9 protein-coding genes are annotated in these 15,009 nt (G+C 59.1%); all 9 read right to left on the bottom strand.

Annotated elements, in window-relative coordinates:
- Window positions 1-8 precede the first annotated feature (8 nt).
- The 9 genes from MGEO_RS05165 to tssH all read right to left on the bottom strand — a co-directional run bounded on the left by MGEO_RS05165 (window position 9) and on the right by tssH (window position 14,979).
- Complete coding sequence (locus MGEO_RS05165; RefSeq protein WP_085635654.1) at window positions 9-734, bottom strand: PP2C family protein-serine/threonine phosphatase; 726 nt, start codon at window positions 732-734, stop codon at window positions 9-11.
- Entirely contained in the window at window positions 731-1,414 is a 684-nt protein-coding gene (gene tagF, locus MGEO_RS05160; RefSeq protein ID WP_085635653.1) for a type VI secretion system-associated protein TagF, read from the bottom strand. Before tagF ends, MGEO_RS05165 begins: the two co-directional genes overlap by 4 nt.
- Complete coding sequence (gene tssM / locus MGEO_RS05155) at window positions 1,414-4,968, bottom strand: type VI secretion system membrane subunit TssM (protein WP_085635652.1); 3,555 nt, start codon at window positions 4,966-4,968, stop codon at window positions 1,414-1,416. Before tssM ends, tagF begins: the two co-directional genes overlap by 1 nt.
- Window positions 4,965-6,422: a type VI secretion system protein TssL, long form gene (tssL, locus tag MGEO_RS05150; RefSeq protein ID WP_085635651.1), complete on the bottom strand. Its 1,458-nt coding sequence runs from the start codon at window positions 6,420-6,422 to the stop codon at window positions 4,965-4,967. The genes tssM and tssL overlap by 4 nt, the downstream gene beginning before the upstream one ends.
- A 15-nt stretch (window positions 6,423-6,437) precedes the next feature.
- Complete coding sequence (gene tssK / locus MGEO_RS05145) at window positions 6,438-7,778, bottom strand: type VI secretion system baseplate subunit TssK (protein ID WP_085635908.1); 1,341 nt, start codon at window positions 7,776-7,778, stop codon at window positions 6,438-6,440.
- Window positions 7,779-7,815: 37 nt separating this feature from the next.
- On the bottom strand, window positions 7,816-9,357 hold the full coding sequence (gene tagH, locus MGEO_RS05140) for a type VI secretion system-associated FHA domain protein TagH (protein WP_085635650.1): 1,542 nt from the start codon (window positions 9,355-9,357) through the stop codon (window positions 7,816-7,818).
- 198 nt (window positions 9,358-9,555) lie between these two features.
- Window positions 9,556-10,155, bottom strand: a complete 600-nt coding sequence (locus MGEO_RS05135) for a DUF6931 family protein (RefSeq protein WP_085635649.1) — start codon at window positions 10,153-10,155, stop codon at window positions 9,556-9,558.
- Window positions 10,156-10,164: 9 nt separating this feature from the next.
- Window positions 10,165-12,168 carry a type VI secretion system Vgr family protein gene (locus MGEO_RS05130; protein ID WP_085635648.1) on the bottom strand — a complete coding sequence of 668 codons (2,004 nt, stop codon included), beginning with the start codon at window positions 12,166-12,168 and terminating at the stop codon, window positions 10,165-10,167.
- Between the two features lie 99 nt (window positions 12,169-12,267).
- Window positions 12,268-14,979, bottom strand: a complete 2,712-nt coding sequence (tssH, locus tag MGEO_RS05125) for a type VI secretion system ATPase TssH (RefSeq protein WP_085635647.1) — start codon at window positions 14,977-14,979, stop codon at window positions 12,268-12,270.
- Window positions 14,980-15,009: the final 30 nt, after the last annotated feature.

The raw sequence follows: 15,009 nt of genomic DNA, 5'->3' as shown, positions 1-15,009 counted from the left end.
AGACGGGGTCAGGTTACGTCGACAACGATCACCGTGATATTGTCGGCCCCGCCCCCGTCGAGTGCGATCTGAATGAGCCTGTCGGACACCGTTTCGAGCGGTTCTGTGCGCAGAACGTTTTCGATCATTCCGAAGGTCGCGTATTTTGTCAGGCCGTCCGAACACAGAAGGAACCTGTCTCCCGGTTCCACGACACCACGGACCTTGTCGAGTTCAAGCTCGTCTCCGACACCAACCGCGCGGGTGATGGCATTTGACTGTGGATGATGTTCGGCTTCATCCCATGTCATCTGGCCCGCTTCGACCAAGGGCGCGACAAGCGAATGATCGGCGGTCAGCATCTGGATATCGCCGCCATGCAGGCGGTAAATCCGGCTGTCCCCGGCCCAGATCCCGACAAAGTGCGAATTGGCGAGCATCAGACTCGCGACGGTGGCACCGATAGTTGCCGCTCCGCGTGCATCGGCTTCGGCACGAATGACACTGTGCGCTTTCTGAATGGCGTGGCGCAGGGCATGCATGCGCTCGGTCGCTGGCAGGTCGGGTTCAATCGTAGCGATCATATCCGTGATCAAGCGGCTTGCGAAATCGCCCGCCTCGTGACCGCCCATTCCATCGGACACCACCCAGATATTCTGTTCCGGCAATGCCAGAACCGAGTCTTCATTGACCTTGCGCTTTAGGCCCACATGGCTGCGGGCGTTGAAGCGGACCCGTGGGGTAACAACATTCATAAAATGCCTTCGCTCCAAAGATCTGCGTCCAGATCGAACAAACCTTGCATGTTCGGCCCATCCGGTAAACCGTCACAGACCATCAAGCGCGCGTCGTCGTCGAGCATTGCGGTCCAGATCGACGGCGATTGAAAGGATCGGGTCATCAGGTCCGCCGCCAAACGGGGCATCAAGGCATCCGCCTGTTTCGCCCTGCAGGCGATAACGGCTCCCGGCGTCACTCGGCACGCGCCGTCATCAACAGCTTCGCTCAGGGTCACTCCCGCGAGTTTTTCCTCCAGCGCATCTTTGCTGATGTCTTCGTCCAGAACCGAAAGCGCGATCAATTCGAGCGCATCAAAGGTCTTATCTTCGTCAAAATGACTTCTGATCACTGCGGTGTCGTCGGCAAGCGCGGTCATGAGCGTCAAAGGGAACCGCCGTCCAACCCTGTCCACTGAAGGCATGAGAACGCCAAGAACGGCTGCCTCCCCTGCCACACCGGCAGAAAGACAAAAGCGCCAGATGGGAACGGACATGTAGAGTTCATCCCACCTGTCTCCGTAGGCATGTGCCCCGGACACAAGGCAACGCTGGAGCCACTCATCCCACACTGTCGCAAAACCCGGCGGTGCATTGATGCGGAAGAAATCCCCGACAGAGGGGATTTTCCCGAAGGCTCCGAACGTTGCTGCCGTCATCAGAACGTTTTCGGGCAGCTGAATTTCGAAAGCGCCGGCAGCGCAAACGGATTCAAGACTGATCCGGCCTGAAGTTGGAAGATCGAAATGCGCCCGCCGACATTGAAGATGACCCGCTTGCGGTCCGACACATTGGTCCGCCGAACCTCGGCCGCATCGAGCAATCGGAACCAGGCCCAGGGGCCGTCCTTCTGCAGGACACTTTCCGCGTTCGACGCTGGCGGTGCAAAGGTGATCCGCGCCAGTCCGACCGCTCCGGGCCAATCCAGCGCGACGGGTGTTGGTGCCCCACCGCGATGTGCAAAGGGAATCTGTTTGCCATGCACCTCGAGCATGACGGATTCCGCTTTCGGATCCAGAGCCTGCGGCATGATCTGAAACTGGATGTTGGGCGTGCCGCCGGCAAAGAAAGCCTCGCGGATTTCGGCCGCGTACTGCAACTGCTCAAGCACCGCAGGACTGATACCGAGATCGACATCATTGACCTGTTTCCAGGACCACGGACGCGTCCGCGTATCGATATACTGAAGCAGGTTCTCGTTGACGAAATTGTCGATGAGACCCGCAGGGCCGAACAGCTTTTGGAAGTCGGCTATCGCAACATCCGCACGAGCACGACGGTTGAACGGATAGCGGTCCGCCAGTGCCTGTTCGCAGAACGGCAGGATGGTCGATTGCCAGCGGGCATTGATCCCGGTGCGTGTGTTGTCCGATGTGATGCCCGAGGACCCCGATGCGATCTGCGTCGCCCAGCGCTCCAGCGGCCCATCAGCACGCGCTGCGGCTTCCTGAAACCGTTGGATCGCCGCTCCGCCTTCGCTGCTGGAGGATGAACCGGAGAAACTCATCTTGTTCAGTTCCTGATACAGCTCGGTCAGAAGTCCGATCAACTCATCCAACTGCGACGGCAATCCCGGTTCGGGTGCCTGAGTAAGCTGGTGCAGCCAGGTAAAGCGTTCCTCAACATATGCGCCCGGCGGTTTGGGCTCTGCTTCGCCTGAAGCCGCAGCAGATTTGGCCAGAGCTTCAAGAAGCACTCGGGTGCGAGATCCGGCTTGACGCTGTGCGCCTTGCTGAACTGCAGAACCAAGATCATCGGCCAACTGCCCGGTGGCTCCCGAGCGGTCCTCGGTCAGCTTGGTCTCGTCGGCAATGGCTTCGAGGATATTCACGATCGGGGACGTCGGCCCCGACAGCACATTGGTGACCTCGACCGCATGACTCAGCGATTCAAGCGGGATGATATCGATGTCCCCGAGGATGGCATCGTACCGGGCTATGAAGTCGTTGTAATAAAGGTCGAGCACATCCCTGCTCAGGGCCGCAAGCGCCTGTTCGGTCTGCTCTGCCTCGCCCCTTGGACCAAGAACCCAGCTTTCCCTTTGAATCCGTTCCGCAACGCTGAGCGCTTCACCGAGGAATACGTCGTTGAACCCGTCATAGGTGAAGATCCCGTCCACGCCATCGGTCAGCGGCTTGCCGGAAGAGCGAACCAGCACACGGGCCACAGCCGGCCCGCCCGCGTCGGAAATCCGCCACTTCGGAAGCGCCACCGCGTTCGGGCTGTTGATGATGCCATTGTAGACCCGCTGGGCCAGCGGCATCTCGGAAAGCAGGGTCTGCACCTGTTCGATCAGCGGACCGTTGAGTTCGATCTGCTGCATCGGCTGATCCAGAAGCGCCGCAAGATGGATATTGAGATCCTGCCGGAATTCCTCGCGCGCCGGTCCCGGATAGGCCAATTCCCAATCAAGCTGCATCCATTCCGTGACCAGATCCCGGTTCATCGGCCCCTGAAGGCCGAGGATCAGATAGATCTTCAGCGCCTCATAGAGCAGATCCGCATTGTTCATGTTGGCGCTGATCTGTTCCTCAAGCCGCAGCAAGAGCCGCGGCAGAAGCCTTTGGTTCAGCGCCCGGCGATAGGTCTGGGCCGACTGAGAGCCGATGACCTCTCCCTGGTACAGCCCGTATGTCAGACGGCTGTCCGGTTCGGGATCAGAGATCGTCGGGTTTGCCGGCATGTCGCGCAGCACATTCAGCGCTTCGACCACCGGAACCAGATCCGTATCGCCAATCGGGCTTCCGGGAAGCGTCGAGGCGGCGGCGGAATATTCAGACACATGCGCGTTTGCCTGTGCGATCAGGTCGCTGTTGCCCTGGAAAGACCGAACGAGAAGTGTCCCCGCGCCGGCTGCCACCATGATCGTCGAAATGATTGCCGCCCATTTGGTGATCCTGTAGCGCCGTTCCACCTTGTCGTCGGCCGAGACAAGTCCGGCCTCGGGAAAAATGACACCTTCGAAAAGCCGTGTCAGGAAGTAGGAGCGCCCTGCCCCCTGCCCCGACCCGATGGCCTGTCGACCGATACCGAAGGTCCGCGCCATACTGAGCATCAGACGGTCGATCGGCGTGCCTTCCTGCGTGCCGGAGGTAAAGTAGACACCACGCAGCATCTGACGGTGCTGGTAGCGGTTTTCCTGGAAAACCTCGGTCAGGAACGCCTTGGCGACACTCCGGATCGACGCCACCTGGGTCGGGAACCCGGCCACCAGAGTCCGGCGCTGCGGATCCGTTTCCGCCTGCATCCGTTCCAGTGACTGAGAGTTCAGGCGCTCCAGCAGAAGCGCGAACTCCTCGTCGAACCCGGCAATTGGGGAAGCTTCGGCCTTGCCCTGTTCAAGTGGCAGGGTGAAGCCCCAGACCTGTTCGCGGTCTTCCTTGCCGAGGTTGTCGTGGAACTCGGTAAAACCTGCGATCAGGTCGGCCTTGGTGAACAGCACATAGACCGGAAAACGCACCCCAAGTTTTTCGCGCAATTCGGTCAGGCGCGCCCGCACCGCAGCCGCATGACCTTTTTGGGTGATTTCGTCCTGCAGAGCCAGATCGCTCAGGCTGATCGCAATGATCGCGCCGTTGATCGGCTGCCGCTTGCGGTACTTCTTGAGCAAGTTGAGAAAGCCAAGCCAAGCCGCGTTGTCGACCTGAGCATCGCTTTCCTGTGTGGTGTAACGGCCTGCGGTGTCGATCAGAACGGCATTGTTGGTGAACCACCAATCGCAGTTGCGAGTACCGCCGACCCCACCGATGGCCTGCTTACCCATTTCATCCGCAAGCGGAAACTGAAGGCCTGAGTTCACAATCGCTGTGGTCTTACCGGCGCCCGGCGGTCCGATCATGATATACCACGGCAGCTCGTTGAGGTGCTTGCGCCCGTTCTTGGACTTTCGCAGCTCGGACATTGCCGTCTTGAGCTTGTCCCGCAGTTCCGAGATTTCGCCACTCGCGATGTCGTCCCCGCCATCCGCACTGGCCGCGATTTCCTCGGTCAGTTCCGTTTCGCGCTTGCGACGGGACAGAAAGATGCCAAGGCCGATCCCGCCGAAGATCAGCGCGAATATGCCAACAGTGATCAGGCGCGAGAGCAGCGATCCGAAGGGCCGGAACTGGTCATTTCCAATAAGCGGTCCGAGATACCAGACCAGCAGCGACAGAACGAGAGCCGCAAAGAGGAGGCCGAAATAGATCGACGTAAAGAAGCGCAACACCTTCATGCTTCATCCTCCCGAACAAGAACCACTTCGATCCGGCGGTTGGTCGCCCGGCCCTCGCGCGTGCCGTTGTCGGCAATGGGCTCCGAATCCGCTCGTCCCTCGGCGCTCATGCGCGCGTCATCGTCAATGGCGCCGGCCATTCTGTTCATCACGGACTTCGCGCGCGCCAGAGACAGGTGCATGTTCGACGGGAACCGCGATGACCGGATCGGTACATTGTCCGAATGGCCGACCACGATCACCTTGCCCGGCTCATCATTCAGCGCCTGCGCGATCCGGTCGATGATGTTGTGAAACTTATCGACAAGGGTATCGGACCCCGAGCCGAACATCCCGGACCCGGCTATGCGGATCACCAGAGTGTTGCCCTGGCCGAAGACCTTGACCAGTCCCTCGTCGATTTCAGGTTTGAGGAATGTGACGAACTTCTCGAGTTGCACCGCCTGCGTATCTACCGGCGGCGGTGGTGGCGGTGGCGGGGCGCGACGTTCCAGCTCGGCGACCGGCCCGGCTTCGATGATCGACAATTGGCCGATAAGGTTTTCGGTCCGGTTGGACAGCACATAGCTGAGGCTGGCAAACTCGGAAATGAGCAGCAAGCCCGTCATGCCCAGCGCGATCCAAACCGGCTTCCATGCGGACAAGGCCCGGTACGGTTTGTCCGCGCCCTTCCAGTGTGGCGACAAATCGCGCTCAAGCGCACCGCGCTGTGCGCGGATCAATGAGGCCAGACCGGACCGGATGCGCAAATGCTTGTCGACGCCGCCCTGCTCGACCCTGAGACGGCCTTCGAACCCGAGCGACAGACACATATACATGAATTCGAGCAGATCGATATTGTTACCCGGTTCCTTTTCCAACCGAGCCAAAAGGTCATAAAAGCGGTCGCCGCCGACGGTTTCCCTGTGAAACGTGCCGACCATCGACTGCAGGCCCCAACTCGACTGTCCGCCCCAAGGTGTGTTCAGAACCACATCGTCAAGTGTTGCACACAGCGCGTAGCGGGCCGCCTTGACGGTCTGCGCCGGAATGCCCGCCTGCAGCGCGCGGTTCTCGAAGGCGCGGACTTCGGACACGACCGATTGGCGGAGTTTGTCTGCATCCATGTGCTGGGCGCGGTTGCGGATACGGCTGATGAGGGAAAACAGAGGCGCTGCACAGGCATTCAGCCGGTTCATTCCGGTCAGAACCTGTTCGACCTCCTGCGGCTGGCTTTTGGGCGCTGCTGTCGCACCGCCCTGCCCGCCAGGTCCCGAGGGAATTCCAAAGGTGTCTACCGCCGGCGCCGCGGACTCGGGCACAGGTTGTGGCTGAGGCGGCACCGGCTGCTGTGGCGGCACCGGCTGCGCATAGGCAGGTGGCGCCTGCGGGGCCGAGCGGCGGCCTCCCGGGTTGGGCTTGATGACCGTTCTATCGGTATCGTCCGGTTCGGCAAACGGGTCTTCGTCCGACATCGCAGCAGCCTTTTCTTAACTATTTCGTATCGCCCACAGCTCCATATCGAGTCCCGGGTACTGACCTGACACATGGACGGCGATGCCGCCGGACGTTGTCATTTTGCCCCAGTACGGACTGTCGGCGTCGAGTTCAAAATACACTTTTCCCGCCTGATACGGCACTTGTCGGGGCGCGACAGGCAGGGGTCTCAATGTGATGCCCGGCAGGGCCGAATTGACCAGTTGCCGGATCTCTTCCACGGGACCAATCTTGGATTGGCCCGCAAAATGGCGACGAATGTCTTCGGCCGGAACTTCGGCCTTGACCGCCAGAACAAACCCGGCGGTGGAGAGCAGCTTGCGGTCTGCGATCAGACCGACGCTGATGCCGTATTTGCGTTCCTCAAGTGCGATCAGAACCGCCGACTGCTCGAGAACCGCGCTCAGATATTGCCGCAGCACACGGAAAACCGGCATGAATGTCGCCGGTTGATCGTCGTGCTGATAAGGCGGAAGCATCGGGACTTCCTTGTTCTCCGCCATAAAAGCCGCCAGTTCTCCGATCAGCGTGATGCAGGCGCGGTACACGGTTTCGGGATGAACGTTCTCGATGTTCGTGAAATGCCGGAAAAGCGGAAGCGCCCTGTTCACTGTCATAAGCAGCAGAAAGTCCGAAATGTCCGCTGTTCCACGGGCGGGCCCACTCTCGGACAAACGGCCTGCAAGTGCCTGCATCCGATGGGACAGAAGCCCTTCCATCTCGCTCACGAAACCGGCCAGCGTCGGAGCGGCACGAATATCGACACAGCTTGGAATGAAAGCCCGATCGAGGAGGATCTCTTTGTCGGGGCGGACTTCTATGATCCGAGCGATCGGGATCACCAGCATGTCTGCAAGATCATCGACCTCAAGCGCAAATTGCAGCCGCAGTTTCCCGACGCCAAGAGTGACAGCCTTTTTGACTGTCCCCATCACATCGGTGATTTCGATTTCAGCGGGTTTCAGTCGGCTGGCGGATTTTCCGCTGTCTGTCAGATCGACCTCGGTCGCGCCCTGCCGACGCTGCGGTATCGTCAGGACGACCACGCAGTCCTTTATGTTTTCAGGCACTTCGAGCGAGGGCGGATGGTCTTCCGCCTGCGGGACGCGAAAAACGGTTCCGTCCTGCGTCAGCCCGGCGCAGGATTTCACGGCGAATTTTCCGACCTTCAGCGCTTCGTCATCAATCTCAAGCTCACTAAATCCCCACGCGTACGGGGTCACCCGTCGTGCCAGGCCAGCAACCAGAGCCTCGGTATAGCGATCGGCCTGCTGGAAGTGGTGAGGCTGCAGAAACAGCCCCTCTGTCCACAGCACCTTGTTGTCCCAGGACACGTTCAATTACCCCCGTCAGTTGCGCGCATGAACACGCTTATTTTAACTTGTCGAGCTGTTCCTTGTACGCGCGGGCGAACTCGCGGCTGAACAGTTCGTGAAAATCATTTTCCGCCTGATCGGAAATCTGGGCGTACATCTTTTCGTATACTTCCCAATACCGGGCTTTCTTACCTTTAAACATACTTCCAATAGCGCTGGATGTCTCAATTTGACCTGCAAGGACTTCGGGATCAAGCTTGGCGAGCACCCCTTTGATCGCGGCTTCCATGCCGGTGACCATGGCGATCTCGTGCGCCTTGATGTCATCCAGCGCCTGTTCAGTGGCGCTTTCAGAGCTCAGGTAGCCTTTTGCCTTGGGCTTCACGAGAGCCGTAACGGCGTCATCCTCGCTGAGTGAGAACTTGAGCGGGTTGTTACCACCCGACGCGATCATGGTCTGATCGATGCGGAATTCGGACTTGATCGACGTGCGGGTCATCAGGATTTCGCGCAAGCCGACAATCATCATCCGCATCATCCGGCCCATGCGGGTCATGGTCTTTTCAAGCTCGGCATCATCGATGACGAGATCCTCGGTATCCAGTGCCGCGATGAATGCGCGGGCGGCACACTGGTCGCCTCCGGAACCTGTCGGCACTGCCGGCTCGGGCTTCGGCTGTGGTTCCGGGGCCGCTGCAGCCGGCTTAACCGGAGGCACCTCTGTCACGTCATCTTCGACCGGAGGCGGAGCATCCGGCATAATCGTATCGCCTGCGTCCGCTTCAGGATCGACAGGTTCGATATTCGTTTCAGGGTCCGGTTCCGCGTCAAACAGAGGCTCTGGTTCCGTTGCGACGGGTTCGGGTTCCGGCGCGGGTTCCTTTTCGGGGATGCTATCATCTGTCGGCGCAAGGAAATCGTCCCAGTCATCGGGAATAAGACCCGGACTGCTTTTGGAAGAAGGCGTGAAACTGTCCGTAACGGATGGGTTGTGCATAGGCAGCGATGCCCCCTCGCCCTCGCGCCCGTCTTTGGGCTTCTGAAAGAAGGGATCCTCGTCCTCTCCCAGAGGTGGCAGGAGATCATCAATCGGATCGGTCGCGCTGATGTTCTTGGGGCCCGTCGGTCCACCTTCGGCACCGAGCAGATCGTCAAGAAAATCACCCTCGGCCCCCGGATCGTCGAGCATGGCAAGCGGATCGGGAGCGGTGTCAGCATTCCCATGCGACAGTCCGGTCTGTGTTGGCGCTGGCGCAACAAGATCGTCGAGATCCGGCAATTCACGACCGATTTCCACAACCAGCTCGTACCCGCCTGCGGACAGAACATCGCCATTGTTGAGCGGTGTCGGCGTGCGGCCAAGCGGGACCTTGGAATAGTTCAGAAACGTTCCGTTGGTGGAAAAATCCACGATCACAACCTTGCCGTTGTGATCTTCAATCACGAAGTGGCTTTTGGAGAGCATCCGCTCCGGATCGGGCAGGACAAGATCGTTGCCCGGCCCGCGACCGACAGTCAGACTGCCGCCTCGCATCTGAACCGGGCGCCCGTCTCCCGGCACCATCCCCGAAGATTGGAACTTCAACGTCACCGTCATCACTGGCGGTCAGCCTCCCCAAAGCACAGAACATTCATCGGAAGCCGAGACCATCCGTAAACCCGTGAAGCCCCGGACGTATGGCCAGCAAAGGTGTCATCAGCCAAGAAACACCCACCTGCCAATCCGTTGCTGCGGAGTGTTCGACGACACAGATGGCTGCCTGTCAAATTCATTGGCCTGCGGCCTTCCTGGAAGTTACGCACGTTTCTCCTGGTCCTTTGGCTTACCGTTCCCACCCCGCCCGATATCAACGGCGCGGTCAATAACCTGTTGAAAATACGCGTACATATCTTCAGTGCGTGACGTGATTGCCTCGATATTCATGGCGAAGGCGGCGATTGCCGCCGCGCCCGGCGGTGCAGGCAGTTTCGCCATGTCTCCGGTACCGAGTGTCCCGTCACAATACATCACCGCCATGGCGCAATGGATCGTCCGGTCGCCTCTGGCGGCCCGGTCGAGGCTGTCAATCGCGGCGTTTCGGTTCTCTTCGGTTGGGCGGAACACCCAGTCTTCGGACGCCTTGAGCGACGGTGTTTCATTCTCGACCCCCGGCCCGACAATGTCGCGTGCCGCCAGACACGCCCACCAGACCCTTTCCCGGGGCGGAAGCGAAATCGCCAGCAGCTTGAGCAGATCGACATTTGCAGACTGCTGATCAAGCTCGCTCAGGACAACTTCGACCGAGGCGCTGGCCGGCGCGGTGATCTTGGCGTCGAGCGTGACATTGCTCTGGGCCAACAGTTTTGCGGCGGGCTCCGGAGGGATCTTGGTCAGGTTTTCAAATCGGCCGGTCATGATGCCCCCTCAGTTGATCATCACGAGACCGCCGGTAAGCGTGAGCATCATGCTGCCGTTTACCGTGGTTTTCGGACTGGTGACATCAGCCTTCATTTTGGCGTCCACAGTGATTGTCGGGCTTGTCATCGTGATCGACATCGGATCCATCTTGATCGTCGAACCACCGCATTTGAATTCAATCGACTGGGCGGCGCTGACCGTGATTTTCCCGGATTTTACCGAGACGTCCATGTTCCCCATTTTCAGGGTCGTGTTGTGATCGCCCCTGTTGATATTGGTGATATGGTCACCCTTCTTGACCGTCTCGGTATATGTCCCTTCGTTGATTGTCTCAGTGACATCGTTGTGCACGGTTTGGGTCAGGTCACCCGGATCTTGTTTCTCAAGCCCAACCGTTATGGTCGCGTTGTTCTTGACGATCTGTTCGTAGTCCTTTTCGGCCTGAAAGCGGACCAGTTCTTCGCCCTTCTTGTCCTCGAACATCAATTCGTTGAAGCCGCCGCCGCCTTTGCTGCTGTTCGTCTTGACGCCTGACTGGGTCTTGTTGTCCGGCAGTGCATAGGGCGGCATCGTTCTGTCATTGTAGAGCATACCGATACACATCGGTCTGTCCGGGTCGCCCTCTTCGAAATCGATAACCACTTCCTGGCCGATGCGCGGGATCGCGATAGCGCCCCAGTTCTTGCCGGTCCACGGCATCATCGTCCGCACCCAACACGTGGTCTTGTCGTCTTTGTTGCCGTCCCGATCCCAGTGGAACTGGACCTTGATCCGTCCATACTCGTCGGTGTGGATTTCTTCGCCGGACGGCCCTGTGACGATCGCAGTGTGTATTCCGCCGACTTTTGGCCATGGGGTAACCAACGGTGCCCGGTACTGTTTATCCGCCTCCACAACCCGAAAGCTGACCATATGGGGCTCGTCTGTCTTGATCGGCAGGTCGATCAGAGTCTCAGGCTCTTTGATCCCCTTGAAGATGTCCGCAACGAAAGCTTCGATCTGAACGAAGGTATGCACACATTCCGCGAGCATGACCTCTTTCGCATCATTGGCCAAGGGCAGTTTCGAGACCGAGAATGTACGCCCAACCGCGAGATTCACAGCGTCCGAAACACCCGATATCGTCAAGTGTGCAACCGCTTCCGCCTCCATCCGAACGCGGGCACGATGCTCACCAAGGTCGCCCGAGCGGAAGTGGCCCGGATAATCATACCTTTCATTGGCTTCCTTGATGTGATCCCGGTCAGTTTTCACACTCTCCGATTTGAGCACCGCAGTGGAGGTCTCGAAGTTATAATCGTCAAGAACGACCTTGCCGCTTCGCACTTTCTCCAGATCGCTCCACTCGAACACATATGGTTGAACAGTTTCATGCGTCGACCGCATCGCATACTCACGAAACTCAAGCGATGACGGCTCTGGAACCGCGACGTGTTTGCCGTAGTCGTCCATGAGAACCATCTTCTCGGTATCCGGCTCATGGTCGAAGTAATAGTAGATGCCCTCTTCTTCCATCAAACGATGCAGAAAATCGAAGTCCGTCTCCCGGTACTGAACGCAGTATTCCCGTGCTTCGTAAGTATGAGACAACTTGTTCTGAAGGTCGCCTGAGAACCCGTACTCCTCCAGCACGGACTGAATGATTTCCACCACGGTCAGGTTCTGGTAAATCCGCAGATCGGTCCGCCGTGTGAGGAACCACAACCAAGGCCGGATCTCGGCTTTGAACTGCGCTCCGACATCCAGAGTCGAGACGAACTCGGCGGATACGCAGGTCCCGCGGAACCAGCGCTGGCTGGATTTGTCTTCACTTTCGGCAAGGAGATGCATGGTTTTCCCCACGATCTCTTTAAGCGCCAGCTTTTCATTCTCGCAGAAGAATTGGACCTCGATTGTAGGAACGCAACTCAGTTGTTCGCTCACACGCGCTGCGATGGGCAAAAGCTTTTTCGATTTGCTTTCGCCCTCGAGACGCAGCGGAAACGCTGTGGGATCGAGATTTTTCAACATGCCAGCCGCTCCTTCACGGTACTACGACCCTACTGCACAAAGGCCGAGCTGACCAATGCCCCGTTCAAAGCATGGGCCCGGACCCTGGCGACACACGCTTCAGTCGAACGCATAGGTGAACTCGCCATCCTTCACATCGATCGCAACCTTGCTGACACTCTGCCCTTCCATCATCCGCTTGAGGAATTCGGCCGAGATGTCCGGAAGCATGGTGTTGGTCACAATCGCGTCGATCATCCTGCCACCGGACTCGAGTTCCTGACAGCGCTCGACGATCGTATCGACAACGCCATCCGAATACTCGAACGGTACGCCATGAGCTTCGGTGACGCGCTTCTTGATACGGTTGAGTTGCAGACGGGTGATCTTGCCGATCATGTCCGGGTTCAGCGGATAGTATGGGATCGTCACCAAGCGCCCCAGAAGCGCCGCCGGGAAGATCTTGAGCAACGGATCACGCAGCGCCTTCGCGATACCCTCAGGTTCTGGCAGCAGATCGGGGTCCGAACACATGTCCATGATCAGATCCGATCCCGCGTTAGAGGTCAGCAGGATCAGTGTGTTCTTGAAATCGATCAACCGGCCTTCGCCGTCTTCCATGACGCCCTTATCGAAGACCTGAAAGAAGACTTCGTGAACGTCCGGGTGCGCCTTTTCCACCTCGTCGAGAAGAACAACCGAATAGGGCTTGCGCCGCACCGCCTCTGTCAGAACGCCGCCTTCGCCGTACCCGACATAACCCGGAGGCGCACCCTTGAGACTGCTGACGGTATGGGCTTCCTGGTATTCAGACATATTGATGGTGATGACGTTCTGTTCGCCGCCATAAAGCACCTCTGCCAGCGCAAGCGCGGTTTCGGTCTTGCCGACACCGCTGGTGCCCGCGAGCAGGAACACCCCGATGGGCTTGTTCGGGTTGTCGAGACCCGCGCGGCTTGTCTGGATCCGCTTGGCGATCATCTCCATCGCGTGATCCTGACCGATCACGCGTTTTGCAAGGTGATCCTTCAGTTCCAGCACCGTTGTCAGTTCGTCTTTGACCATCCGGCCCACAGGGATACCCGTCCAGTCTCCGACAACGCTGGCGACCGCCTGTGCATCGACGATTGGAAGGATCAGTGGTTTTTCGCCTTGAAGCTCCGTCAGCTCGGCGTTCTTGGCCTTCAACTGGCTCAGCAACTCGGCCCGTTCTTCCGCCGTCATCGGGCTTTTTTCTGCGGCTTCCTCTCCGCCCGCATCAGGGCTGTCCACCGGGGCGCCACCTTCGCGCAGCTTGGCCCGCAGATCCAGGATTTCGGCCACCACGGACTTTTCAGCCTCCCAGCGCTTGTCCAGTTCGGCAAGCCGGGCTTCTTCTTCTTCCTTGAGCGCCGTAATCGTTTCGCGCCGATCCGTGACATCCATCCCGGCGGTCTCGTCGCGGCCGATGATTTCCAGTTCCGTGGTCAGCGCGTCGATGCGCTTGCGGCTGTCATCCACTTCTGCAGGAACCGCGTGCTGGCTGACGGCGACGCGGGCACATGCCGTGTCGAGCACACTGACCGATTTGTCCGGCAGTTGACGCGCCGGGATATAGCGCGCGGACAGCGACACCGCCGCCTCGATGCCTTCGTCCAGAACCTGAACCTTGTGATGGTTTTCGAGCATCGTGGCGATGCCCCGCATCATCATGATGGCTTTGGGAATGCTGGGCTCTTCGACCTGAACCACCTGGAAACGACGGGTCAGCGCCGGGTCTTTCTCGATGTGCTTTTTGTATTCCGCCCAGGTCGTGGCCCCAATCGTACGCAGCGTGCCGCGCGCGAGGGCGGGCTTCAACAGGTTGGCGGCATCGCCGGTCCCTGCGGCACCCCCTGCCCCAACCAGCGTGTGTGTCTCATCGACGAACATGACAATCGGCACTGTCGATGCCTGCACCTCGTCGATGACCTGTCGCAGGCGGTTCTCGAACTCGCCTTTCATCGACGCCCCGGCCTGCAGCAAACCGACGTCCAGAGCAAGCAGCCGCGCGTCACGCAGCGCCGGTGGGACATCCCCGCGGGCGATCCGCAATGCAAAACCCTCGACCACAGCCGTTTTCCCGACCCCGGCCTCACCGGTCAGGATCGGGTTGTTCTGGCGCCGCCTCATAAGCACGTCGACGATCTGGCGGATTTCCTCGTCGCGACCGACGATCGGGTCGATTTCGCCGTTGCGTGCCTGTTCGGTCAGGTCCGTGCAATACTGAGACAGCGCTTCTTCCTTGCCCATGGCTCCGGGTGCCATAGCGCCCGACGCCTCGCCCGGGACGGCACCCCCGCCGGTTTGCGATCCGTCCTGCGGACGGAGGCTGTCTTCCACCGACCCATCGACCACCTTGGCAAAGTTTTCGGACAGATCATCCGCACCGATCTTCGAGAACTCCCTGGAGATGTTCATCAGGATCGACCGCAATTCCGGCGTCTTGAGCATGCCAAGAATGAGGTGTCCCGTGCGCACCTGATTAGAGTTGAACAAAAGTGATCCGTAGACCCAGGCGCGTTCCATTGCGTCCTGCAGATGCGAACTGAGGTCCGAAATCGAACTCGCGCCACGAGGCAGCGCATCCAGAGCACGGGTCATGTCGGCTGACAGCCTGGCCGGGTCGATGTCGTAATGCTGGAAAATCCGCTGGATGTCCGAGTTGTCCAGTTGGACGAGCTGCGCGAGCCAATGGACAATCTCCACATAGGGATTGCCGCGCATCTTGCAGAATACGGTGGCCCCTTCCACCGCCTGGTATCCAACTTTGTTGAGTTTCCCAAACAGGGCGACACGGCTAATCTCTGTCATTTCAATCTCCTTCGCTTAACCGCGAACAGG

The organism is Marivita geojedonensis, from assembly GCF_002115805.1.
GTDB lineage: Bacteria > Pseudomonadota > Alphaproteobacteria > Rhodobacterales > Rhodobacteraceae > Marivita > Marivita geojedonensis.
The sequence above is the reverse complement of the archived record's forward strand: the minus strand, read 5'-3'. Positions and strand labels throughout refer to the sequence as shown.